The 23959-nt window shown below is 67.3% G+C and carries 19 protein-coding genes and 1 tRNA gene; 10 read left to right on the top strand and 10 right to left on the bottom strand.

Going from position 1 to position 23959, the window contains the following annotated elements; all coding sequences use genetic code 11:
* Positions 1 to 2 precede the first annotated feature (2 nt).
* The 3 genes from ACFU7D_RS11670 to ACFU7D_RS11660 all read left to right on the top strand — a co-directional run bounded on the left by ACFU7D_RS11670 (position 3) and on the right by ACFU7D_RS11660 (position 3637).
* Positions 3 to 932, top strand: a complete 930-nt coding sequence (locus ACFU7D_RS11670) for an MBL fold metallo-hydrolase (RefSeq protein WP_378867173.1) — start codon at positions 3 to 5, stop codon at positions 930 to 932.
* A 150-nt stretch (positions 933 to 1082) separates the two neighbouring features.
* Entirely contained in the window at positions 1083 to 2015 is a 933-nt protein-coding gene (locus ACFU7D_RS11665; protein ID WP_378867170.1) for an ATP-binding cassette domain-containing protein, read from the top strand.
* On the top strand, positions 2012 to 3637 hold the full coding sequence (locus tag ACFU7D_RS11660; protein WP_378867167.1) for an ABC transporter permease: 1626 nt from the start codon (positions 2012 to 2014) through the stop codon (positions 3635 to 3637). Before ACFU7D_RS11665 ends, ACFU7D_RS11660 begins: the two co-directional genes overlap by 4 nt.
* Before the next feature lie 59 nt (positions 3638 to 3696).
* Here the strand turns inward: ACFU7D_RS11660 and ACFU7D_RS11655 are convergent.
* The 7 genes from ACFU7D_RS11655 to recF form a co-directional block, all read right to left on the bottom strand.
* A tRNA-Ile gene (locus ACFU7D_RS11655) sits at positions 3697 to 3770 on the bottom strand.
* Between the two features lie 154 nt (positions 3771 to 3924).
* Positions 3925 to 4482 carry a DUF3566 domain-containing protein gene (locus ACFU7D_RS11650; protein WP_378725113.1) on the bottom strand — a complete coding sequence of 186 codons (558 nt, stop codon included), beginning with the start codon at positions 4480 to 4482 and terminating at the stop codon, positions 3925 to 3927.
* Positions 4482 to 7181, bottom strand: a complete 2700-nt coding sequence (gyrA, locus tag ACFU7D_RS11645) for a DNA gyrase subunit A (RefSeq protein WP_378867164.1) — start codon at positions 7179 to 7181, stop codon at positions 4482 to 4484. Before gyrA ends, ACFU7D_RS11650 begins: the two co-directional genes overlap by 1 nt.
* A 49-nt stretch (positions 7182 to 7230) precedes the next feature.
* Positions 7231 to 9294: a DNA topoisomerase (ATP-hydrolyzing) subunit B gene (gene gyrB, locus ACFU7D_RS11640; protein ID WP_378867212.1), complete on the bottom strand. Its 2064-nt coding sequence runs from the start codon at positions 9292 to 9294 to the stop codon at positions 7231 to 7233.
* A gap of 340 nt (positions 9295 to 9634) precedes the next feature.
* Positions 9635 to 13768, bottom strand: coding sequence for a hypothetical protein (locus ACFU7D_RS11635; protein WP_378867161.1), 4134 nt, complete (start codon positions 13766 to 13768; stop codon positions 9635 to 9637).
* A gap of 193 nt (positions 13769 to 13961) precedes the next feature.
* Entirely contained in the window at positions 13962 to 14543 is a 582-nt protein-coding gene (locus ACFU7D_RS11630; RefSeq protein WP_378867158.1) for a DUF721 domain-containing protein, read from the bottom strand.
* Positions 14536 to 15681, bottom strand: a complete 1146-nt coding sequence (gene recF / locus ACFU7D_RS11625) for a DNA replication/repair protein RecF (protein WP_378867155.1) — start codon at positions 15679 to 15681, stop codon at positions 14536 to 14538. Before recF ends, ACFU7D_RS11630 begins: the two co-directional genes overlap by 8 nt.
* A 29-nt stretch (positions 15682 to 15710) precedes the next feature.
* Here recF and ACFU7D_RS11620 point away from each other — a divergent pair, with 29 nt between their 5' ends.
* Both ACFU7D_RS11620 and ACFU7D_RS11615 read left to right on the top strand, forming a co-directional pair.
* Complete coding sequence (locus tag ACFU7D_RS11620) at positions 15711 to 16133, top strand: NINE protein (RefSeq protein ID WP_378725121.1); 423 nt, start codon at positions 15711 to 15713, stop codon at positions 16131 to 16133.
* Entirely contained in the window at positions 16108 to 16566 is a 459-nt protein-coding gene (locus tag ACFU7D_RS11615) for a DUF2752 domain-containing protein (RefSeq protein WP_378867152.1), read from the top strand. The genes ACFU7D_RS11620 and ACFU7D_RS11615 overlap by 26 nt, the downstream gene beginning before the upstream one ends.
* Before the next feature lie 46 nt (positions 16567 to 16612).
* Here the strand turns inward: ACFU7D_RS11615 and gnd are convergent, their stop codons facing one another.
* The 3 genes from gnd to dnaA form a co-directional block, all read right to left on the bottom strand.
* A complete protein-coding gene (gene gnd, locus ACFU7D_RS11610; RefSeq protein WP_091044035.1) occupies positions 16613 to 17503 on the bottom strand; it encodes a phosphogluconate dehydrogenase (NAD(+)-dependent, decarboxylating) in 891 nt (296 codons plus the stop codon).
* Positions 17504 to 17602: 99 nt separating this feature from the next.
* On the bottom strand, positions 17603 to 18742 hold the full coding sequence (gene dnaN, locus ACFU7D_RS11605; protein WP_008355535.1) for a DNA polymerase III subunit beta: 1140 nt from the start codon (positions 18740 to 18742) through the stop codon (positions 17603 to 17605).
* A 608-nt stretch (positions 18743 to 19350) separates the two neighbouring features.
* Entirely contained in the window at positions 19351 to 21039 is a 1689-nt protein-coding gene (gene dnaA / locus ACFU7D_RS11600) for a chromosomal replication initiator protein DnaA (protein WP_378867149.1), read from the bottom strand.
* Between the two features lie 546 nt (positions 21040 to 21585).
* Here dnaA and rpmH point away from each other — a divergent pair.
* The 5 genes from rpmH to ACFU7D_RS11575 are packed head-to-tail and all read left to right on the top strand — an operon-like array spanning position 21586 to position 23928.
* Positions 21586 to 21723 carry a 50S ribosomal protein L34 gene (gene rpmH, locus ACFU7D_RS11595; RefSeq protein ID WP_091044043.1) on the top strand — a complete coding sequence of 46 codons (138 nt, stop codon included), beginning with the start codon at positions 21586 to 21588 and terminating at the stop codon, positions 21721 to 21723.
* A gap of 25 nt (positions 21724 to 21748) precedes the next feature.
* The gene (rnpA, locus tag ACFU7D_RS11590) at positions 21749 to 22102 is read left to right on the top strand and encodes a ribonuclease P protein component (RefSeq protein WP_378725131.1); all 354 of its coding nucleotides are present in this window, start codon (positions 21749 to 21751) and stop codon (positions 22100 to 22102) included.
* On the top strand, positions 22099 to 22416 hold the full coding sequence (gene yidD / locus ACFU7D_RS11585) for a membrane protein insertion efficiency factor YidD (RefSeq protein WP_357333644.1): 318 nt from the start codon (positions 22099 to 22101) through the stop codon (positions 22414 to 22416). The genes rnpA and yidD overlap by 4 nt, the downstream gene beginning before the upstream one ends.
* A 4-nt stretch (positions 22417 to 22420) precedes the next feature.
* The gene (yidC, locus tag ACFU7D_RS11580; protein WP_378725134.1) at positions 22421 to 23410 is read left to right on the top strand and encodes a membrane protein insertase YidC; all 990 of its coding nucleotides are present in this window, start codon (positions 22421 to 22423) and stop codon (positions 23408 to 23410) included.
* Positions 23411 to 23421: 11 nt separating this feature from the next.
* On the top strand, positions 23422 to 23928 hold the full coding sequence (locus ACFU7D_RS11575; protein WP_378867211.1) for a protein jag: 507 nt from the start codon (positions 23422 to 23424) through the stop codon (positions 23926 to 23928).
* The last annotated feature ends 31 nt before the right edge of the window (positions 23929 to 23959 follow it).

The following is a 23959-nucleotide window of genomic DNA, read 5'->3' as shown; positions in this document are numbered from 1 at the left end:
GTGTGACCAGCGATCCCACTGCTACTCCCGCCACCCCGACGGCCCGCGAGCTGGTCGGAGCCCTGGGTGGATTCGGCCGCGGCCTGCTGCGTCCCCGCCGCCCTGACCAACGGCTGCTCTCCTCGATCACCGACGCCGGCCTGCCCCAAGGCGACAGAACGGTGACGGTCAGCACGATGCCTCAGGTCCCGCGCAGCCTGCCCGCCGGTGGCCTCATCGAAGGCGCCGGCCTCCGCCGGCGCGTACGCAACGCGATGACCTGCTTCGTCATCAGTCATCCGGAGGCGACGTTCGTCGTCGATCCGTCCTACTGCCGCGACGCCCCCGAACGAGCCCTGAGCGAGCTCCCGGCCATGCTGCGACGCCTGGTCACACCGCCGGCCGACACCATTGCCACCATCGACTCGCTGCGAACGGCACTGGTCGAGCCGGACTTCGCACTTCCGACCCACGCCCACTGGGACCACGTCTGCGGACTCCTGGACCTTCCCGGTCTCCCGGTACGCCTCCGCACCATCGAGCGCGACTGGATCCTCGGCCCCGGTCGCCCGCCCGTCGGCGGAGTGCGCCCGGCCCTCACCGATGGCCGGCCCGTGGAGACGTACGACCTCGACGGCCCGCCCGTCGCGACCTTCACCGCCTCCCACGACCTGTTCGGCGACAGCTCCGTCCTGCTCGTGGAGCTCGCCGGCCATACGCCGGGCAGCATCGGCGTCCTCGCCCGGACCGCCTCCGGCTGGGTCCTGATCGCCGGCGACGCCGCCTGGCACTACGACCAGGTCGACCTGATCCGACAGAAGCCGGCCTTCCCCGGAGACCTCGTCGACGAGGACCGCGACGCCGCCTTCGCCACCCTCCACCGCCTGCACCTGGCTCGTCACCTCATGCGGGTCGTTCCGACCCACGACCACGACGCGTCCAGTCGGCTCTGAGTGGCGGACGGTGGTCATCCGCCCTGGTACGGAGAGACCTAAGCCACGTCAACGAGCGGCGTTCGTCCCTGCCGGTTCCTCCCCGGGGTGCGATGTGCTCGAGATCGGGGATGTGAACCTCCGGACGCGGCTGTGGAGGAAGTGACGTCGGTGAGCGCGATTGCGGTATCTGGACTGGTGAAGGACTTCGGCTCCGGGACAAGGGCCCTGGACCGCCTCGATCTGAAGGTCGAGACGGGGGAGGTGCACGGTTTCCTCGGACCGAACGGATCGGGTAAGACCACCACGATCCGCGTCCTGCTCGGAATGTTGCGCGCCGACGCCGGAAACGTCGCCCTGCTCGACAGTGACCCCTGGCGCGACTCGGTGGAGCTGCACCGACGGCTGGCGTACGTGCCGGGCGAGGTGAACCTGTGGCCGAACCTCACCGGCGGTGAGGTGATCGACCTGTTGGCCGACCTGCGGGGCGGGCTCGACTCGGCCCGTCGGGAGGACCTGCTCGAGCGCTTCCAGCTCGACCCGACCAAGAAGATCCGGGCCTACTCGAAGGGCAACCGGCAGAAGGTCGCCCTGGTGGCGGCGTTCGCCTCCGACGTGGAGCTCTATCTGCTCGACGAGCCCACCTCAGGGCTGGACCCGCTGATGGAGGTCGTCTTCCAGGAGGTCGTCCAGGACCTGCGCACGGCCGGGCGAAGCATCCTGCTGTCCAGCCACATCCTTTCCGAGGTGGAGGCGTTGTGCGACCGCGTCACGATCATCCGCTCCGGCCGTGCCGCCGAGTCCGGCACGTTCGAGGAGCTGCGCCACCTCACGCGTACGTCGGTGGTCGTCGACACCGCCAGGCCGATCGAGTCGGTGACCCGCTGGGTCGGCGTCCACGACGCGCACGTCCAGGACGGGCACGCGGAGTTCAGCGTCGACGCGGGCGAGCTGAACCGGGTGCTCGAGCGCCTGGTCAACCTGGAGGTGCGGTCGATGACCACCTCTCCTCCCACCCTGGAGGAGCTCTTCATGCGGCACTACGGCGAGGACGGCTCGGCTCACGACCGCACCGGCGGCCCCGGGATGGTGGCGACTCGATGAGCGGCTTCACCGGGACCGTACGTCTGGTTCGGCTCGCGCTCCGGCGCGACCGGATCGTACTTCCTGCCTGGATCTTGGGGATGGCGGCGTTCCTGGCAGCCACGACCGCGCTGTTCGACGACAACTACATGACACATCCTGAGCTGCTCGGGCCCGATACCCAGATCGTGGTGGAGAACCCGGGCATGCGGGTGCTCGGCCTGGTGACCGGCGCCAGCATCGGTGGCTACACCCTGCACCGCGATGCTCTGACCCTGGCCGTGCTCGCCGCCATGATGAGCGTGCTCGCGGTGGTCCGGCACACCCGCCAGGCCGAGGAGCTCGGCCGTCAGGAGATGCTCGCAGCGGGCGTCGTCGGCCGTTACGCGTCGCTGACCGCAGCCGTGGTCGTCACCCTCGCCGCCAACGCCGTTCTGGCCCTGATGCTCGGCCTCGCCATGGCTGTCGCCGGACAGGCCTTGGCCGGATCGCTCGCGGGAGGCGCATCGATCGCTGTCGTAGGGGTGGCCTTCACCGGTGTCGCCGCGGTGACGTCCCAGCTGGCATCCACTGCCCGCAGCGCGATCGGGTTCGCCGGCGCCGCTCTCGGGGTGTCGTTCATGTTCGCAGCTCTGGGCAACATGCTCGGGACCGTGGACTCCGCCGCCCTCCGGGTCAGCAGCGCCTGGCCGGCCTGGCTCTCTCCGATCGGCTGGGGCCAGCAGATGAGACCGTTCGCCGACAATCTCTGGTGGCCGGTGGCGCTGGGCGCGATCGTCACGGGCATGCTCTTCGGACTGGCGCTCGTGCTCATCGACCGACGTGATGTCGGCCGGGGGATCTGGCCCGAACGGCGCGGCGCCGCGCACGCGAGTCCCGCGCTGCTGAGTCCCTTCGGCCTGGTCTGGCGGCTGCAGCGTGGTGTCCTTCTGGGCTGGACGGTCGGCATGCTCGGGTTCGGGCTGATCTTCGGGGCGCTGAGCGACCGGATCGAGGGTCTCGAAGGAGCGGCGACGGAGTGGTACGAGACCTTCGGCGGCGGTGTCGACCTGCTCGGCGCCTACTGGGCGTCGATGATGCAGATCGCCGGGATGGCCGTGGCGATCTATGTCGTCACACTGCTGCTCCGGCTACGACACGACGAGGCGCAGGGCACCGTGGAGCCCCTTCTCGGCACCGCCGTCTCCCGGCTGCGCTGGCTGGGTGCGTACGCAGTGAACGCACTGGTCGGGGCTACGGCCCTGATGCTCGTCTATGCCACGGCGATGAGCGTCGCGGGCGGGCAGGCGCTCGGCGGGACCGCATCGCTGCTGCGCGACCTGGTCGGCGCAGCGCTCGTTCAGCTCCCCGCCATCGGCGTGCTCGGTGCTGCCGTCGTCACCGTCGTCATGGTGCTGCCGCGGTGGTCCGTCGGTCTGTCCTGGCTGCTGGTGGTGTTCTGTGTCTCCGTCGGCCCGATGTTCGGCCCCTCCATGGGGCTTCCCGCCTGGCTCTCGGACCTCTCGCCGTTCAGCCACGTTCCGAACGCGCCCGCCGTCGCGATCAGCTACGGCCCGATCCTGGGCCTGGCCGTGACCAGCGTGGTGCTGGGCGTGGCCGGAGCCCTCGCCCTGCGTCATCGGGACCTGTCGCTCCCGGCATGACGGGCGACAGACGTCTGACAAGCAGAAACGCCCCGAACCGGAGTCCAGGGCGAGTGCTGTGCGCTTAGGAGGACTTGAACCTCCGACCCCCACATTATCAGTGTGGTGCTCTAACCGTCTGAGCTATAAGCGCAGGCGCCAACTGGAGGGTGGAAGCCCCTACCAGCGGGCGAGAGGAACATTACCTGGCAGCACAGGCCACCACCAAAACGAAGCGAGTCCTGAAACGTAGGAGGGCAGGGGCCTCAATGAGACCCCTGCCCTCCTTGGTTCGGTGCGCGTGTGGCTCAGTTCTCGGTGAGCTCGACCTCGACGCCGCCCAGGAGCGCGGCAGCCATGTTGTAGAGGAACGCCGCAAGGGTGGCGACGGCGGTCATCAGGACGATGTTGACGACCGAGACGACCATGGTGAAGCCCATGACGCGGGCGAGGCCGAGGTAGTCCTGGACGTTCCAGCCGGCGCTGGAGTCACCGACGACGTCCTGGACCGCCTGGTTGATCGAGTCCCACACACCGGCGGCACCGAGCACGGACCAGATCACGAAGACGGCGACGATCACCACGACGCTGAGCGCGATCGAGAGCAGGAAGGCCATCTTCATGACCGACCACGGGTCGATCCGGCTCAGGCTCAACCGGGCCCGGCGAGAGGAGCCGCTGACCGCGTCCCGCTCCGCGCCGGCAGGGCCGGAGGTGCGGGCGGTCGAGGCCACTGCCGAGGTGGTGCGCCTGGCCGCGTTGGCGACCGTGTCCGTGATCCGCTGGGTCACCGGCTGCGCTGCGGTCTCGTTCCGCTCGGTCATCGCGACTCCCCCAGTCGTGCGGTCGGCGGTGCGGTCCGTCATCAGGATTCATCTTCCGTCGTGGTCTCGGTCGACGCTCCGTGCTCGTCGTCTCCACCGATTGTTACATCATCCGCAACCTCTGTCCCGGTGACGATGTCATCGTCGACCTCGCGGGCCTCGACGGAGCGTGCCACGACGGCGACCGAGTCACCCTTCTTGGGCGAGACGAACTTGACGCCCTGGGTGGAGCGACCGGTTGCCCGGAAGTCGGCGTTGATCGGGCTGCGTACGACCTGTCCGGTCGCGGTGATCGAGAGGATCTCGTCGCCGTCGACCACGATGAACGCACCGACCAGACCGCCGCGATCGGCGTTGGCCAGGGCCATCGTCTTGATGCCCAGACCACCGCGGGACTGCAGCCGGTAGTCGGAGATCTTCGTACGCTTGGCGAAACCACCATCGGTGATGGTGAAGACGAACTGCTCCTTGACCTCGTCCGGCGACTCGGCACCGGAGACGGGAGCCGCGACGTCCGCGGTGTCCTCGTTGGCCTCGGAGAGCCCGGCCGCGATCTCGGCGGCGACGTGCTCGGCCCGGATGACCGACATCGACAGCAGGGAGTCGCTCTCCCGGAACTTCATGCCGGTGACACCCGAGGTCGCCCGGCCCATCGGCCGCAGCTGGTTGTCGTCGGCACGGAACCGGATCGCCTGGCCCTTACGGGAGACCAGCAGGATGTCGTCCTCGGAGTTGACCAGCTCGGCACCGATCAGCTCGTCGTCGTCCTCGCGGAAGTTGATCGCGATGACGCCGGCCTGGCGGGGCGAGTTGTAGTCCCCGAGCCGCGTCTTCTTGATCAGACCGGAGCGGGTGGCCAGCACGAGGTAGGGCGCCTGCTCGTAGTCGCGGATCGCGAGAACCTGGGCGATCGACTCGTCCGGCTGGAACGAGAGGAGCCCGGCCACGTGACCGCCCTTGGCGTCACGTGCCGCCTCGGGCAGGTTGTAGGCCTTGATCCGGTAGACCCGGCCGGCGGTGGTGAAGAAGAGCAGCCAGTGGTGGTTGGTGGTCGAGATGAAGTGCTCGACCACGTCGTCGCCGCGCAGGGTGGCGCCGCGTACGCCCTTTCCACCGCGCTTCTGGGTGCGGTACTCACCCGCGAGAGTGCGCTTGGCGTAGCCGCCGCGGGTGATCGAGACGACCAGCTCCTCATCGGGGATGAGGTCCTCCATGGAGAGGTCGCCGTCGGCCGCGATGATCTGGGTGCGCCGGTCGTCGCCGTACTTCGCGACGATCTCGTCGAGCTCGTCCATGACGATCTGACGCTGGCGGGTCACGTTGGCGAGGATGTCCTCGAGGTCGGCGATGATGATCTCGAGCTCGGCGAGGCGGTCGACGATCTTCTGCCGCTCGAGCGCCGCGAGGCGACGCAGCTGCATGTCGAGGATCGCGTTGGCCTGGACCTCGTCGATCTCGAGCAACCGGATCAGGCCCTGGCGGGCGTCGTCGACCTCGGGGGAGGAGCGGATCAGCGCGATGACCGCGTCGAGCTGGTCGAGCGCCTTGACCAGGCCGCGCCAGATGTGGGCGTCCTCCTCGGCCTTGCGCAGCCGGAATGCCGTACGCCTCCGGATGACGTCGATCTGGTGCTCGACCCAGTTGGAGATGAACTGGTCGATCGAGAGCGTGCGCGGCACACCGTCGACGAGTGCCAGCATGTTGGCGGAGAAGTTGGTCTGCAGCTCGGTGTGCTTGAGCAGGTTGTTGAGTACGACGCGGGCGACCGCATCGCGCTTGAGCACGACCACGAGCTGCTGCCCGGTGCGGGACGAGGTGTTGTCCTTGACGTCCGCGATGCCCTGGACCTTGCCGGTGTCGGCGAGGTCGGCGATCTTCTGGGCGAGGTTGTCCGGGTTCACCATGTAGGGGAGCTCGGTGATCACCAGGTTGGTGCGGCCCTTGCTGTCCTCGTCGACCTCGATCACGGCACGCTGGGTGATCGAGCCGCGGCCGGTGCGGTAGGCCTGCTCGATGCCCTCGCGGCCGACGATCAGCGCACCGTTGGGGAAGTCGGGGCCCTTGACCCGCTCGAGCAGCGCGTCCTGGAGCTCCTCGCGCGTCGCGTCGGGGTGCTCGAGCGCCCACTTGGCGCCGGAGGCGACCTCACGCAGGTTGTGCGGCGGGATGTTGGTCGCCATGCCGACCGCGATGCCGGCCGAGCCGTTGACCAGCAGGTTGGGGAACCGGGCCGGAAGGATGGCCGGCTCCTGGGAGCGACCGTCGTAGTTGGGGCCGAAGTCGACGGTGTCCTCGGTGATGTCGCGGACCATCTCGAGCGCCAGCGGCGCCATCCGGCACTCGGTGTAACGCATGGCCGCGGCCGGGTCGTTGCCGGGCGAACCGAAGTTGCCCTGGCCGTGGATCAGCGGGTTGCGCATCACCCACGGCTGCGCCAGCCGGACCAAGGTGTCGTAGATCGCGGTGTCACCGTGGGGGTGGTAGTTACCCATCACCTCACCGACAACGCGGGCGCACTTGGAGAACCCGCGGTCGGGACGGTAGCCACCGTCGTACATCGCGTAGAGGACGCGCCTGTGGACGGGCTTGAGCCCGTCACGTACGTCGGGCAGCGCGCGGCCGACGATGACGGCCATCGCGTAGTCGATGTAGCTCGACTGCATCGAGGCCTGCAGCTCGACGGTCTCGATCCGGCCGCCGGCAGCGGTCTGCCCGGAGCCTTCCGGAGGAGTCTCGGTCACGATTTCACTTTCTGCGTGCGTCTATCGGTATCTAGGGGCTCGGCGAGACTCAGATATCGAGGAATCGGACGTCCTTGGCGTTGCGCTGGATGAAGGAGCGTCGCTCCGCGACGTCCTCACCCATGAGGATGGAGAAGATCTCGTCGGCGTGGGCGGCGTCCTCGAGGGTGACCTGCAGCAGCAGCCGCTGCGAGGGGTCCATCGTGGTCTCCCACAGCTCGTCGGCGTTCATCTCGCCCAGACCCTTGTAGCGCTGGACCGGGTTCTCCTTGGGCAGCTTCTTGCCCTGCTCGAGGCCGTCACGCATGACGGCGTCACGCTCGGCGTCGGAGTAGACGAACTCGTGCTCGGCCGGCTTGTTCCAGCGCAGGCGGTAGAGCGGCGGCTGGGCGAGGTAGACGTAGCCCTGCTCGATCAGCGGCTTCATGAACCGGAACAGCAGCGTCAGCAGCAGCGTGTTGATGTGGTGGCCGTCGACGTCGGCGTCGGCCATCATCACGATCTTGTGGTAGCGCAGCCGGTTGATGTCGAAGTCGTCGTGCACGCCGGTGCCCAGCGCGGAGATGATCGACTGGACCTCCTGGTTGGCCAGGACCTTGTCGATCCGGGCCTTCTCGACGTTGAGGATCTTGCCTCGGATCGGGAGGATCGCCTGGATGCGCGGGTCGCGGCCGGACTTCGCCGAACCACCCGCGGAGTCGCCCTCGACGATGAAGATCTCGCACTCTTCGGGGTTGGTCGACTGGCAGTCGGCGAGCTTGCCGGGCAGGCCGCCGCCACCGCCGATGCCCTTGCGGTTACGGGCCAGGTCACGGGCCTTGCGAGCCGCGATCCGGGCCGAGGCCGCGGCCATCGACTTGCGGATGACCTCCTTGCCCTCGGCCGGGTTCTGCTCCAGCCAGGCGCCGAGCTGGTCGTTGACGGCGCCCTGCACGAAGCCCTTGACCTCGGTGTTGCCGAGCTTGTCCTTGGTCTGGCCCTCGAACTGCGGCTCGCCGATCTTCACCGAGATGATCGCAGTGAGACCCTCACGGATGTCGTCACCGGTGAGCCGGTCCTCCTTCTTCTTGATCAGACCCCACTCCTCGCCCCAGCGGTTGACCAGGGTGGTGAGCGCGGCACGGAAGCCCTCCTCGTGGGTCCCGCCGCCGGGGGTGTTGACCGTGTTGGCGAAGGTGTGGACCGACTCGTTGTAGGAGGACGCCTGCCACTGCATGGCGATCTCGACGCTCATCGGGTTGGGCGCCTTGTCGTCGGTCTCGGTCTCGAAGGCGATGATGCTGGAGACCGGGTTCTTGCGCTTGTTGAGGTGGTCGACGTAGTCGGCCAGCCCGCGCTCGTAGTAGAAGGACTGCTCCAGCACCCGCTCGCCGTTGCCGGAGCTGTGCAGCTCGTCGGCGCTGTCGGTGTCGGACTCGATCGTCCCGTCCTCGACGGCCTCGGCGATGGCGGAGGCCTCCGGGCGCTCGTCGCGCAGCTCGATGCGCAGCCCCTTGTTGAGGAACGCGGTCTCACGGAAGTGGCTCGAGATGGTCTCGAGGTTGTAGTCGGTCGACTCGAAGATGTCGCTCGAGGCGTTCCAGGAGATCGTGGTGCCGGTGCGCTCGCCCTCCTCGAGCGCGCGCACCTCACGGAGGTCGTAGTCGGGTACGCCGCTGGTGAACTCCTGCTCCCACAGGCGACCGCGGTTCTTGATCTCCATGTGGAGATTGGTCGAGAGCGCGTTCACCACGGAGGAACCGACACCGTGCAGACCGCCGGAGACCTTGTAGCCGCCGCCGCCGAACTTGCCGCCGGCGTGCAGCACGGTCAGCGCCAGGGTCGCGGCGGGGACCTCTTGGCCGGCCGCGGTGTCGGTCGGGATGCCTCGGCCGTTGTCGGAGACGCTCACCCAGCCGTCATCACGCAGCGTCACCTTGATGGTGTCGCAGTAGCCGGCGAGCGCCTCGTCGACCGCGTTGTCCACGATCTCCCAGATCAGGTGGTGCAGGCCGCGGGCTCCCGTCGAGCCGATGTACATACCCGGTCGTTTGCGGACCGCTTCGAGCCCTTCGAGGACCTGGATGGCAGACGCGTCGTACTCGACTCCGTCTGTGGTCTTGTCGTCCGGCATAGGAGTCGTCTGGTCGGCAGCGGTCACCGGTGCGATCCACCTGTCATTTCGGTCCGGAATCGGACATGGTGTCGGTCGGGCATGCAACGGGCCGACCAGCGCCGGGAAGGTGAAACCTTGGACGATCGACCCAATCCCTATATTACCCCGTAGACCCCCAGATTCCACGCACGCCGGCCCTCCTGAGGGGGAACGGTGACCGAAATGAGCGTCTGTGCGTCTCCTGACGGTGTCTCTGCGCCCTCAGCAGGGGGCCGGATGAGTCCCTATACGTCCAAGAGCCCGTTAGAGCGGCAGATCGCGGTCCACGCGGTAGGCCTCGAACATGTGTCCACCACAGCTACGGTCGGCGCTCGATGCCGTACAGATGATCCGCACCGGGACCGCCATCGCCGTAGTCCCGACCGACGCCTCCGTACAAGTAGTCGTAGCCGGTGCTGCCGAAGAGCCGATCGTCACCCGAGTCGCCGTATAGCTTGTCGTGTCCGACTCCACCATCGACGTAGTCGTTGCCACCCCCGCCACGGATCGTGTCGTTGCCCGCACCACCTGAGAGGACGTTTGCAGAAGAGTTGCCGATCAGCGTGTCCGAGTAGGAGCTGCCGGTGAGGCTCTCGATCGATGAGATCCGCTCAGTGCCACTTCCTCCTGTGCCCTGGGCAGCGGTGGTGTTCAGTCGCACGGTGACCCTCGCTGTGGCACTGGCGTACGTCAGCTTGTCGGTGCCACCTCCGCCCGAGATCGAGTCGTTTCCCGTGCCGGGATCGATCACGTCGTTGCCGTCACCGCCCGAGATCGAGTCGTTGCCACTCTTGCCGTAGATCGTGTCGTTGCCGGCACCCCCTTGGATGTAGTTGGCACCGCTGTTTCCGACGATCCGGTCTGCGTATCTGGTCCCGGTGACCTTCTCGATCCCCGTGGGGATGGCGAGGTACGCACCGGTGCCGCGCTGGCTGAGATCGATGTGATCGCTTCCCGAGGTGTCGCTCATCGTCGGCATCGTGTTCCCGACGATCCGGAAGGTGTCGTTGCCGCTACCGCCGGAGAGCCGGTCGTTGCCATGGCCACCGACCAACGTGTCGTCGCCGGCATCGCCGGCCAACGAGTCGGCGCCGCTCCCACCGGTCAACGTGTCCGAGTACTTGCTGCCGGTGAGTGCCTCGACCGTTGTCATCGAGTCAGTTTCGGCGCCGCCGGACGCTGATGTCATGTTCGCCCGGACCGCGCTGGTCGCCGTGCTGAAAGACGCCCTGTCGATGCCGTTCCCTCCGGTGACGCGATCGTTCCCTGAGTCGCCACGCAGGGCGTCATCACCGTCGCCACCGGACAGGTCGTCGTCACCCGCTCCTCCGAGGACGACGTCGGAGCCGCCCACGCCGGCGAGCGTGTCATTCCCGGCGCCTCCCGAGAGGGTGTTGCTCCCGCCATCGCCCGTGAGCTTGTCGTCGTAGGCACTTCCCTCGAGATCCTCGATCGAGACGAGCTCGTCATCGCCCGCACCACGTGCCGCCGACACCTGCGTCGCGGCTGAAGCCCGCACCCCGGCCGTGGCGCTCGCGAAGGAAGCGGTGTCACGTCCTTCGTCCCCAGCGATCACGTCGTCGCCTGCGCCACCGTCGATGACATCGTCACCGCGGCCGCCACGGAGCGCGTTCGCGCCGCTGTCACCGGTCAGCTTGTCATCGTAGTTCGAGCCGATCACGCCCTCGAGCCCTGAAAGAGTGTCCGGCGCTACTGGTCCGCCGACCTCGGACAAATCGACCCGGACCGGGCCCGGCTCAGTGTGGTACGACACCGTGTCGGTGCCTTCGCCCCCGTCCAGGGAGTCACGGCCACCTGCTCCGGCCACGTCGTCGTCACCACTACCACCGTCGATGCGATTGACCCCTGCGTCACCCGTCAGGTAGTCGCGCCCGGAAGTTCCGATCACGTTCTCCGTGGTCGACGCACCCACCTTCGTCATCTGGTGGCCGAGCGCACTGACGGGTCCGTTGACGACATAGCGGACGCCCTTCGGGGCCGAAGCCTGGGTATCGGCAAAGGAGACGGTGTCGATCCCGGGACCCCCACGTACCTCGACCTGAGTCCTGTCCGTGAGATCGGGGTCGATGACGAACGTGTCATCCCCGTCACCACCATCAAGGTCCCAGTGCTCGTCGCAATGGTTCCAGCTGCTCATCACCGTCAGGCGGTCAGAGCCCGGACCTCCGTCAGCACCACACGCGATGGACCCGAGCTCGATGTCATCGTCATGGTTGGTGCCGACGATCCGGCGATAGTTGCCGACGTAGTCGTTGCCATGCCCCGTGGCGGAGTCGACCGACATGACTACGGGACCATCAGCCGCCTCGAACGACACGATGGAGGTCGAGTCGGAGAACCAGTCGTCGCCCGGTCCGCTCTTCAGCAGGTCCATTCCGTCGCCGCCGTCAAGGCTGCTCCCTGTGGCAAGTGCGGTGAGGGTGTCGTCGTACGCCGATCCAGTCACATCCTCGACGCGGACGATCTCATCGGTGCCCCCTCCCACGGTGTCGATCGGGGCATCGAGGTTCAGATCGACAGTCACAGCTGTGGGCGCAGACTCGTAGCTCACCCGGTCCTTCTCGGTGCCAGGGCCGCCGTCGATGTGGTCATCGCCGGGGCCCCCGTCCAGCCAGTCCGTGCTGTATCCACCGTCGAGGGTGTCGTCACCGACTCCGCCGCGGAGAACGTCGTTCCCAGAGCCGCCCTTGATGGTGTCGTTGCCGGCGCCACCGGCCAGTGTCTCCCTCATCGAGGTTCCGACAATCACGTCGGCCGCGGGCGATCCGGTGAATGCCCTGAGGTCGGGGCTCCAGTCGCGGACATCGCTGGTGATCACGTCGTTGCCGGCGCCGGACACGGCGATCGACCCGGTGGAACCGGTCAGATTCACACTCACCGGCCCAGCCACGTCGGCATACGAGACCTCTCCGACCCACCCCTCGCCGTAGGTGATGTGCACCACATCTGCTCCCGACCCGGGGAGGGCGACCTTGCTCGACCACATCTGGTCGTCGCCGTCTCCGCCGATCAATGTGTCGGCTGTCGGCACCACGGATCCGAGCAGGTCCGCCCCTGGCCCGCCCGTGACATGGTCGTCGCCCGCGGTGGTGTCGCGGCCCTCGTACGCCGTCAGCCCCGGTGGCAGCGCATCCTGATGATCGAGCACATCGTCACCGTCACGTCCGTCGATGGTGTCCTGGCCGGCCCCGCCGAAAAGGGTGTCGACACCTTCGGAGCCGTTGAGGACATCATCGAAGGTCGATCCGACGACACCTTCGAACCCGGAGACTTGCTGGGATCGATCACCGGCCGACACCGTCCTGGTGCCTGCGTCGTACCTGATGGCGACCTCGGAGTCGGCGAAGTCGACGACGTCGTTCCCCGACTCGTCGCTGATGGCGTCAGCGACCTCGCCGATGACCACGTCGTCACCGACGCCTCCTACCAGCCGATCCGCTCCGTCATGGCCACGCACCATGTCATTGCCATCGCCACCGATGAGAGCATCGTCGCCCTCATCGCCGTGGATGACATCTGCACCACCGCTGCCCGTGATCTGATCGCGGCCGGCGCCACCCTGGAAAGACTCGTCGGCGGCCGATCCGATCAGCACATCGTCGTAGCCGGAGCCGAAGATCGCGTCGATGCCCGTCGCCGTCGCCACGGTGCCGCCGATGTCCAGGACCCCCATCGCCAGGTCGACCTTCGCGGGAGCGTCGATCAGCCTCAGGTCGAGGGTGTCCACGGAGCCGGACCCATGGATCAGATCCGCACCCGCAGTTGGCTCGAGGACGATCCAGTCACGCCCTGACCCACCGCTGACGGTGTCATCGCCCGGCCCACCGTAGAGGTGGCTTCCACTTGCATGCGCTGTGAGCGCATCCGCCCCCAGCCCACCGCGAAGCTCCCCACCACCGGTGAGGACATCGTCGTCCCCGTCGCCGTAGAGCGCGGCCTGGTAGCTTCCGGAGCAGTCGATCCGATCACTGCCTGCGCCACCACGGAAGCTCGAGATCGTCCCCTCGTCATCACAGTAGATCGAGTCGTTGCCCTCATCGCCCCACGTACTGGCTCCCTGGGCATGGATGGCGTCATCACCCTCGCCACCGAAGATCATGTAGGTCGAGGAGGTTCCGGTGATCTGATCGGCCCCGCCCTCGCCATAGACCTTGGAATTGCCACCGTTGATCGTGTCGTTTCCGGGCCCGCCATGGACATCGCGGCCATGTCCACTCTCGATGGCATCGTCACCATCCCCGCCGTAGATCACGGCGGACGAACTGCCGTGGTTGCCGTCGGGCCCGCAGATGGTGTCGTTTCCGCCGAGGCCGTCGATCGTTCCACTCGTAACCGCGGCTGCCCAGATCACGTCATCGCCTTCTGTGGCCGCCTGGCCGGCGGACAGGTCGACGCTCACGACCTTGCCCTGGCAGGTGAGGGGTTCGTCCACCGCACCTGCCGGAGTGCTCTGAAGACAGAGCAACGCTGCAGCGGAGATCGAGGACAACGACAGCACAACGCCAGGGGCACGCAACAACACGACGACACCTTCGGATCCGAGCGGAGAAGTGGGCCGCTGAACCCGATGTATTGCGGCGATCCGGAGGTTAGCAGTCAGCGACCGCCGTCACTCGCACTGTGGATCAGCCGTAGGTGTCGCGTGGTCCGCGGCCGTCTCGAAGACCGCGGGGGCCCTTCTTCCACGAGGGGAGATGCGGACCGAGGACCTCGATGACGAGCACGGTTCCGTGACCCAGCTCCTCGTTGAGACGCTTCACCAAGGTGGGCGCCAGCAGCTTGAGCTGGGTGGCCCAGGCGGTGGAGTCGGTGCGAACGGAGAGCTTGCCGTCGGCGTACGACTCCGGGGTGGTGTGGTCGGCGATCTCCTCGCCGACGATGTCGGGCCAGCGGGCCATCACCCCGTGGACTCTCAGCGAGGTGTCCCACCCGTGGTCGTTGACCATCCGGCTCACGACCGAGTCGATGAGCTGGGGGTCGCGGTCGTCGGGCCGGGCTCCGGAGACGGTGCCGCGGCGCGTGGCGTTGTCGGGCGTACGTCGCTTCTTGCGCATCCCGGCCTTGGGCGCGGGCATCTTCGCGGTGGCTCGGGTCAGGGAGCGGGCGAGGTCGAGGCCGTCGGGACGCTTCTCGGGTTCGTCTTCTTCCGGGGTGGTCTCGACAGGCTCGAGGCCATTGCGTTCAGACCTCGGGTCGTCGTCACTCATCGCGGGTCACCTCGCCTGCCTTGACGTGGTAGCGGGCGCCGGCGAGCGCGGCAGGTACGTCCTCGGGGACCGCCGCGGTGACCAGGACCTGCTCGGCGTCGGCGACCAGCTCGGCCAGCTGGACCCGGCGCTGGCTGTCGAGCTCGGCGAAGACGTCGTCGAGGACCAGGATCGGGTCGTCGCCGTCGGCCCGCAGCAGGTCGTACGCCGCCAGCCGCAGCGCCAGCGCGAACGACCAGGACTCGCCGTGGCTCGCGTAGCCCTTGACCGGGAGGCGCTCGGCGCCGGCACTGATGTGCAGGAGGAGGTCGTCGCGGTGGGGGCCGACCAGGCTGATGCCGCGGTCGAGCTCGTCCTTCTGGCGTCTCGCGAGCTCTTCGAGGATCGCTTGACGGAGGGTCTCCACGGTGGGGGTGGTCTCGACAGGCTCGACCACCGGCTTGTAGGTGATCTCGGCGTCGTCGCGGCTGGCACCTCGGGCGACCGTCTCGTAGGCCTTCCCCACATAGGGGCGCAACGCGTCGACCAGGGAGAGCCGCTGGGCGAGGATCTCGGCGCCGATGGTGGCGAGGTGGTCGTCCCAGACGGACAGCGTGGCGAGCGCACCCTCACGGGCGGAGCCGCGCGCGAGCCCGGCGGTCTTCAGCAGCGAGTTGCGCTGCTTAAGGACACGGTCGTAGTCGCTGCGTACGCCTGCCAGACGGGGAGCGCGCAGGATCATCAGGTCGTCGAGGAAGCGCCGGCGATCGGAGGGGTCCCCCTTGACGAGGGTCAGATCCTCGGGGGAGAAGACGACGGTGCGGACCAGACCGACCAGGTCACGGGTGCGGGGGAGCGGGCTCTTGTTGATCCGGGCCTTGTTGGCGCGGCCGGCGTTGATCTCGACCTCGAGCGTCGCGGTGCGACCATCACGCACGACGGCGGCGCGCACGACAGCCTGCTCCGCGCCGGCCCTGACCAGCGGAGCATCGGTGGCGACCCGGTGGGACTGCAGGCGGGAGAGGTAGTCGATCGCCTCGACCAGGTTGGTCTTGCCCTGGCCGTTTCGGCCGACGAAGGCCGTGACGCCCGCGTCGAGAGGGACCTCGACACTCGGATAGGAACGGAAGTCGTGGAGAGAGAGGTGTGAGACGTACATCGTGTTTCCTCTCTCGTTAAGGTGCCTGCATGACCCAGTCTCCCAACCCTTACGGCCCGCCTCCAGGGCAACCCGCCTATGGAGCACCAGGTGGGCCGTTCTACGTGTCGATGATGGGTGAGGTCTATGGGCCGTACCCGGTCGAGCAGCTCGCGCAGATGGCGGCCGCGGGCCAGATCAAGGCAGACACCCCGGCCAGCCTCGGCGCGGACCAGCAGTGGTTTCCCGTGAAACAGATCCCGGGCGTCTTCTCGCGCAGCGAGTGGCTGGTTGCGCTGCTCCTCTCGATCTTCCTGGGTACGCTCGGTGTCGACCGCTTCTACGTCGGACAGATCGGCCTCGGCATCCTCAAGCTGGTCACCTGTGGTGGTCTCTATGTCTGGTGGATCATCGACGTCATTCTCATCGCTACCCGAAAGTTCACAGATGCCGACGGCAGACCTCTTGCCTGAGCAGGGCCACGGCCCTCGCGAGCGCCTCGCGGCGGTGAGCTCCACGGAGATCACCGCCGCCCTGGGCGTCGGCGGGATCGTGATCGCGGCGCTCCTGCCGGCCGGCGGCATCGAGGACGGCCCGGTGCTCTGCCCGTTCCGTGCCCTCACCGGACTGCCCTGCCCCGGCTGCGGTCTGACGCGATCGTGGGTCTACCTGATGCACGGCGACATCGGCTCGTCGCTGGCGAGCAACTGGTTCGGGCCGGTGCTCATCGTGGCGATCGTCCTCCTGGCCGTGGTCTCGGTCCGCTCCCGGCTGGCCCGGAAACGCCCCGCCGACCTCGACAAGCTCGTGAAGAGCCCCGTCGTCCTCAGCCTCTTCGCACTGTTCGTCGCCTACGGCGCCGTACGCCTGATCCTCACCCTGGCCGGAGTCATCGCCCCCATCTGACGGTGGTCGAGCTTGTCGAGCTTGTCGAGACCACCGCCCCGAGGAATCAGGCCTCGGACTCCGAGATCACCGCGTGCCCACCGAACCCGTTGCGCATCGCGGCGATCGCCTTCATGGCGTGGTCGTCCTCCTGGCGCGAGACGAACCGCGCGAACAGCGAGGCCGAGATCGCCGGCATCGGGACGGCGTTCTCGATCGCCGCCTCGACGGTCCAGCGCCCTTCGCCCGAGTCGTCGGCGTAGCCCTTGATCTTGTCGAGGTGCTCGTCGGCGCGCAGCTGGTCGACGAGAAGATCGAGCAGCCAGGAACGTACGACGGTGCCCGTGCGCCACGAGGCGAAGATCTCGGGGACGTTGTCGACGATGTCGACCTTGTCCAGGAGCTCCCAGCCCTCGGCGTAGGCCTGCATCATCGCGTACTCGATGCCGTTGTGGACCATCTTGGAGAAGTGGCCGGCGCCGGGGGTGGAGCCGCAGTGGACAAGACCGTCCTCGGTGCCGGTCGGCTTGAGCGCCTCGAACGCGGGCATCACCTTGGCGGCGTCCTCGTCGGAACCGCCGTACATCAGGGCGTAGCCGTTCTGGAGACCCCAGACGCCACCGGAGACACCGCAGTCGACGAAGCCGATGCCGTTCTCGGCCAGGCTCGCAGCGTTCTTGGCGTCATCGGTGTATTTCGAGTTGCCACCGTCGACCACCAGGTCGCCCTCGCCGAGGAGCTCCTTGAGCTCGGCGATCGTGGAACGCGTCGGGTCACCGGCCGGCACCATCACCCAGACCACCTTGGGGCTGGGCAGCGCCTCGACCAGCTCCGCCAGGCTCGCCACGTCGGCGAGATCGGGGTTGCGGTCGTATCCGACGACGGTGTGGCCAGCCTCCCGCAGCCGGGTGCGCATGTTGCCACCCATCTTGCCGAGGCCGACGAGTCCGATGTGCATGCGAGGTTCCTTCAGATCCGGTGGTCGAGCTGTCTTGTCGCGTGTGTCGAGCTTGTCGAGACAAGACCACCCTACGAGCGAGGTGTGAGCGGGAGATGGTCAGGAGAGCAGGCGGCGCGGCATCAGCAGGTAGCGGAAGCCCGGCTCCTCGCCACCCTCGGCCGGCTTGCCGCTGATCACCACCGGCTTCGGCGCCTGGGTGAAGGCGAGCTCGACGACCTGCTCGTCGATGGCCTGCAGCCCGTCGAGGAGGAACTGCGGGTTGAACCCGGTGGTCAGCCCCTCGCCCTCCATGGTCGCCTCGATCGACTCGGACGCCTGGGCCTCGTCACCGGAGCCTGCGTCGAGGGTGAGTACGCCGTCCTCGAAGACCATCTGGACCGCGGTGTTGCGCTCGGCGACCAGGGCGACGCGCTTGACCGACTCGACCAGGGAGGCCTTGTCGACAAGCGCGGTGGTGAGGTGCTCGGCCGGGAACAGGCTGCGCACCTTGGGGAACTCGCCGTCGAGCAGGCGCGTCGTGGTGCGGCGTACGCCACCCGCGGCCGCCCCCTCGAAGCCGATGATGCCCTCGCCGGTGCCGGTGGTGGACAGCGCGAGGGTGACCTCGCTGCCGCTGGTCAGCGACTTGGCGGTATCTCCGAGCACCTTCGCCGGCACCAGCGCGGCCAGGCTCTCGTCGGGAGTCGCCGGGTTCCATTCGAGCTCGCGGTGGGAGAGCCGGAACCGGTCGGTGGCGAGCAGCGAGATCGTGGAGCCCTCGATCTCGAGCCGCACGCCGGTCAGCACCGGGAGCATGTCGTCGCGACCGGCGGCGGTCACGGCCTGGGCGACGGCGTGAGCGAACAGCTCCGACTTCACCGTGCCTGCCGCGGTCGGCATCTCCGGCAGCGTCGGGTAGTCCTCGACAGGCATGGTCTGGAGGCTGAACCGCGCGCTCCCGCAGGTGAGCGAGACGCGGGCGCCGTCGGTGACCATCTCGACCGGCTTGGCCGGAAGGCTGCGGCAGATGTCGGCGAGCAGCTTGCCCGAGACCAGCGCCTTGCCCTCGTCGGCGACCTCGGCCGAGAGCGTCGCCCGAGCGGAGGTCTCGTAGTCGAATGTCGAGAGCACCAGGCCCTCGTGACCCGCCTCGATCAGGAGACCTGAGAGCACCGGGGTGCTGGGGCGGACGGGAAGGCTGCGGGCAGCCCAGGCGACGGCATCCGCGAACACGTCGCGGTCGACGCGGAACTTCACGATGACCTGTCCTTCTTCTAGCTCGACATCGGGGCGTTTGAGGACATGCGGTCCGGGCTGTGCTTGAACCTTGGCGGGAGACGCCACCGGTTCCGGAACGCCCCCGCGTTGACATGACCTGGAGTACGCATCCTGCCACGGACCGCCGACAACCGGTAAGCGCTCAGCTGTGTCGGGTCTGCACAGGCGTACCTGTGCACTCGGTTCGCCGAGAGGGTTGTCCCCAGGGAAGGGCGTTCGTGGAATTTCACGGAGGATCTATGGATGTAAATAGTTTCGTACGTCGTAAGAGCATCTGTGGGAAATGTGGATGACCAGCGTCTTCCCTGGTCATGACCCGAAATGTGATTCCACAGGGGATGTGGACGCCATGCTGAAATGACGCACGTCACTGTGGGCTGTGGAGAGTTGTCGGCCCGTTTGAGTGTTTTGTGCACAGGCCATCCCCTTTTCCATCCCATTTGAACGGCCGGTTCTCCACAGGTTCCACCCAGGCTGTGGGCTGTGGACAACCTGGGAAATCTCGTCCTGTGGGTTTTGCAAATCCCACAACGCGAAACGGCCGCCGGCCCGGAAGGGGCGGCGGCCGCGTACGACTGCTGGTCGAGCTAGGCCTGGCGTGCCTGCATCTTGACCCGGTTGGTGAGCTCGGAGACCTGGTTGAAGACGGCCCGGCGCTCGGCGAGCAGCTGGTTGATCTTGCGTTCGGCGTACATCACGGTGGTGTGGTCGCGGCCGCCGAAGTGCTTGCCGATCTTGGGCAGGGAGTCCTCGGTGAGCTCGCGACACAGATACATGGCGATCTGACGGGCCATGACGAGGTGACGCCCACGGGAGGGCCCGGTGAGCTCGTCGATCGAGAGCCCGAAGTAGGCAGCGGTCTGGGCGATGATCAGGCCGGCGGTGATCTCGGGCTCGCCGCCCTCGGGGATCAGGTCCTTGAGCACGATCTCGGCCAGGGTCAGGTCGACGTCCTGCCGGTTGAGGTTGGCGAACGCCGTCACCCGGATCAGCGCGCCCTCGAGCTCGCGGATGTTCGTCTGGATCTTCGAGGCGATGAACTCGAGCACGTCCGGCGGCGCGGTGAGCCGCTCCATCGCGGCCTTCTTCCGAAGGATCGCGATCCGGGTCTCGATGTCAGGCGGCTGGACGTCGGTGATCAGACCCCACTCGAACCGGTTGCGCAGCCGGTCCTCGAGCGCCTCGAGCCGCTTGGGCGGACGGTCGGAGGTGAGCACGATCTGCTTGTTGGCGTTGTGGAGCGTGTTGAAGGTGTGGAAGAACTCCTCCTGAGTCTGGGTCTTCCCCTCCAAGAACTGGATGTCGTCGATCAGCAGGACGTCGACATCGCGGTAGCGCCGTTTGAACCGGTCCTGCCGGTCGTCGCGGATCGCGTTGATGAACTCGTTGGTGAACTCCTCCGAGCTGACGTAGCGCACCTTCGCGCCGGAGTAGAGACTCCGCACGTAGTGACCGATCGCGTGCAGCAGGTGGGTCTTGCCCAGACCCGACTCCCCATAGACGAGCAGCGGGTTGTAGGCCTTGCCCGGTGCCTCGCTGACCGCGACCGCGGCCGCGTGCGGGAACCGGTTGGAGGACCCGATGACGAAGGTCTCGAAGGTGTACTTCGGGTTCAGCCGGGTCTCGAGGACGTTGTGGCTCGGCTCGCTCGGCCGGGTAGGCGGACCCGGGACGAGCGGCCGCGGCGGAACCGGCTCCTCGATGGGGGCCACCGGAGGGGCCGGGGGATTTGTCGACATGTCGCCATACCCGGGACGTACGTCGTCAGGCGCCGCGGGAGCGGCCGGCTGCTGCGCGGGCGGCGAAGCGATAGGAGCCTGCGGCGCCGAGTACGCGGCGGGCGCACCCGGCACGTCGTGGGGCGCGGTCGCCGGCGGGATGCCGGGGATCAGGCCGGGCGAGTTCGGCGGGTAGACCGACTGATGCGGGAAGGCCGACTGGTTCGGATATGCCGACTGGTTCGGGAAGGCCGACTGCTGCTGCAGGGCAGCAGCGGCGGCAGCGTCCGCGGCGGCGATCTCCCGCTCGGAGATCATGATCGCCTGGGTGTCGGGATCCGGCGTGACGTCGAGATCGGGGTTCACGGTCACCGCGATCCGGATCTCGCGATTGAAGATCTCGCCGAGGGACCTCTCCAGGGAGCCACGCAGGCGGCCCTCGATCTGGTTGCGGGTGAAGTCGTTGGGGACCTCGACGATCGCGGTCGACCCGTGCAGGGTGAGGGGTTCACTGTCCCGGAGCCAGGCCCGCTGGTTCGGCGGGAGCTCGGCGACCACCTTCGTCCATGCGGACTGGAGATCTGGCTGTGGTTCTGGCGCGAGGCCGGAGGGCTCCACAGGTTCCTGCCTTCCCTGATGGCTCGGGTGGGTGGTCTTTTATTGATGCAGCCTGGATTCATGCAGCGGTCCGGTCTACATCCTCCACAGACTTTTCCACAAGCTGTGGAGCATCCCCGAATGTAGGCATCGGAGACCAACCGAGACACTTCGCCGTCCTCGAGAATCCGACCGTTTCGGCAGGTCAGGCGGGAAAACTAGTTCCCTGCATGGCATCCCCCCGAATGCGGCCGATGCTCCTGACGATGTGCAGGGAAACCTCGGTAGAGGACGAAACTACCGGCTGGCGAGGGTCATGGGCAACCCGTCCTCCACAGGTGGAGGACTAATGACAGGGGTGTGATAGGGCGTGAGTTTGACCGTGGTTTCGCCGTCCACGTACCGTTGCTAGGTCGCCCGTTCCACGGGTGCGTGATTCTTGGTCCTGGAAAGCAGGACAGCCGGAAGAGCGACCGGCCACCCACCACACCACTAAGGAAGCACCCCGTGAGCAAGCGTACTTACCAGCCGAACAACCGCCGCCGTCACAAGACGCACGGTTTCCGCCTGCGCATGCGCACCCGTGCCGGCCGCGCGATCCTCGCTGCGCGCCGCGGCAAGGGTCGCAAGAGCCTGACCGTCTGAGGCCCCGGCCTCAGCCACCACGCGCGTGCTGCCACGTCGCCACCGACTAGTCGATTCGTCGGGCTTCAAAGAAGCAGTACGACGAGGCAAGCGCGCGGGCTCGAAGAGCCTGGTGGTCCACCTGCTCGTCCCCGGCACCGGCCCAGATGCCGACCGGGAGGGCGAGCCTCAGGTGGGCTTCGTGGTGAGCAAGGCCGTCGGTCCGGCCGTCGTCCGGAATCGTGTGAAGCGCAGACTGCGTCACCAGGCCCGGGAGTCCCTGAGCGGACTCCCGGGCTCTGCTGTGCTTGTGGTCCGTGCACTGCCTGCTGCCGCCGACGCCGACTACGACGCCTTGGGCGTCGATCTGCGGCGCTGCCTGGAGCGAGTGCTCCGATGAGGTCGCTGGTGCGTGGAGTGAACGCCGCGGTGGCCTACACCTTGGTCGGACTGCTTCACGTATGGCGGACTCTGATCAGTCCGCTCTACGGCGATGTGTGCCGCTACTACCCGTCGTGCTCGGCGTACGGGCTCGAGGCCGTCAAGACGCACGGCCCCTGGCGCGGGAGCTGGCTGACGGCGCGCCGTCTGGCCCGCTGCGTCCCCTGGGCGAAGACCCGGGGCTTCGATCCCGTACCGACCCCGCAGAAAATGCGAAGAGACCCTGAAGACCTGGTCCGTGTAAGTGCGGACTCCCCAAACCGAGGAGCCTGATTCCGTGGGAGCCATAGGCGATCTGTTCGGATGGATCGCAACACCGCTGTATTACGCCATTTCGGGCATCCTGCTCGTATGGCAGAAGGCGTTCTCGTACGTCATCCCGTCTGAAGGTTGGCAGTGGGCCCTGGCCATCGTCGGCCTGACCGTGACCATCCGTGCGCTGCTGATCCCGCTGTTCGTGAAGCAGATCAACTCCAGCCGCAACATGCAGCTGCTGCAGCCGAAGGTCAAGGAGCTGCAGAAGAAGTACGGTCACGACCGCGAGAAGCTCGCCAACGAGACCATGAAGCTCTACAAGGATTCGGGCACCAACCCGTTCGCGTCCTGCCTGCCGCTGCTGCTGCAGATGCCGATCTTCTTCGTGCTGTTCCGCATGCTCGAGCACGCCTCGGACGGTATCGGCAAGGGTTTCCTGAGCGACGAGGCCGCGCACGAGTTCGCGACGTCGACCTGGCTCGGCTCGCTGCTGTCGGACCAGTTCACGACGGCCGACCACATGAGCACGTACTTCCTCACCGGGTTCCTGGTCGTCGCGATGATCGCGACCACCTTCCTCACCCAGCGTCAGCTGATGTCGAAGAACATGCCGGCCGATGCCATGACCGGACAGTACGCCCAGCAGCAGAAGCTGCTCCTCTACGTGCTGCCCGTCGTGTTCGCCGTCGGTGGTATCGCCTTCCCGGTCGGAACGATCCTCTACTGGACCTCCTCCAACCTGTGGACGATGGGCCAGCAGTTCTACGTGATCCGCAACAACCCTGCACCGGGGACGCCGGCGTTCGACGCCAAGCAGGAGCGCGATCGGGAGAAGCGCCGCAAGAAGGGTCTGCCCGACGCGGAGATCGACATCGCCGAGGCCAACGAGGCAGCGGCCGAGAAGCGTCCCGTGCAGCGCACCCAGCCCAAGAGCCAGACCAGGAGCCAGCGGAAGAAGGCCGGCACGAGCGCCGGTCGCTCCACGACCCAGAAGGACGGGGGAACCAAGTGACGACTCAGGATGTGAGCGAGACCGTGACCGAGACTGTGGAGGAGGTCAGCGACGACGCGCGCCTCAAGCAGCTCGAGCAGGAAGGTGACATCGCGGCGGACTACCTCGAGGAGCTTCTCGACATCGCCGACCTCGATGGAGACCTCGACATGGACGTCGAGGGCGACCGTGCCGCCGTCTCGATCGTCGGCGGCGACCTCCAGCAGCTCGTCGGCCGCCACGGTGAGGTCCTGGACGCGCTCCAGGAGCTGACCCGGCTCGCTGTCTACCGCGAGACCGGCGAGCGGTCCCGCCTGATGCTCGACGTCGGCGGCTACCGTGCCGACCGTCGCTCGACGCTCATGGCGCTCGCCGAGGAGACCGTCGCGAAGGTCAAGGAGTCCGGTGCCCCGGTCTCGCTCAAGCCGATGTCGCCCTTCGAGCGGAAGGTCGTCCACGACGCCGTCGCCGCCGCCGGGCTCACGTCGGAGTCCTCCGGTGTCGAGCCGCGGCGTTACGTGGTCGTCCTGCCTGAGTGACGCTGACACAAAGAGATCGCCCCTCGTGCCG

The organism is Nocardioides sp. NPDC057577, from assembly GCF_042801335.1.
Taxonomy (GTDB): domain Bacteria; phylum Actinomycetota; class Actinomycetes; order Propionibacteriales; family Nocardioidaceae; genus Nocardioides.
The sequence above is the reverse complement of the archived record's forward strand: the minus strand, read 5'-3'. Positions and strand labels throughout refer to the sequence as shown.

What these genes read in the sequence shown, in the direction of transcription:
- ACFU7D_RS11660 (WP_378867167.1), top strand. Translation starts at nt 2,012, where the DNA reads ATGAGCGGCTTCACCGGGACCGTACGTCTGGTTCGGCTCGCGCTCCGG.
- ACFU7D_RS11630 (WP_378867158.1), bottom strand. Translation starts at nt 14,543, where the DNA reads ATGAGTGACGACGACCCGAGGTCTGAACGCAATGGCCTCGAGCCTGTC.
- gyrB (WP_378867212.1), bottom strand. Translation starts at nt 9,294, where the DNA reads ATGCCGGACGACAAGACCACAGACGGAGTCGAGTACGACGCGTCTGCC.
- ACFU7D_RS11620 (WP_378725121.1), top strand. Translation starts at nt 15,711, where the DNA reads ATGACCCAGTCTCCCAACCCTTACGGCCCGCCTCCAGGGCAACCCGCC.
- yidD (WP_357333644.1), top strand. Translation starts at nt 22,099, where the DNA reads ATGAGGTCGCTGGTGCGTGGAGTGAACGCCGCGGTGGCCTACACCTTG.
- recF (WP_378867155.1), bottom strand. Translation starts at nt 15,681, where the DNA reads ATGTACGTCTCACACCTCTCTCTCCACGACTTCCGTTCCTATCCGAGT.
- ACFU7D_RS11615 (WP_378867152.1), top strand. Translation starts at nt 16,108, where the DNA reads ATGCCGACGGCAGACCTCTTGCCTGAGCAGGGCCACGGCCCTCGCGAG.
- ACFU7D_RS11650 (WP_378725113.1), bottom strand. Translation starts at nt 4,482, where the DNA reads ATGACGGACCGCACCGCCGACCGCACGACTGGGGGAGTCGCGATGACC.
- gnd (WP_091044035.1), bottom strand. Translation starts at nt 17,503, where the DNA reads ATGCACATCGGACTCGTCGGCCTCGGCAAGATGGGTGGCAACATGCGC.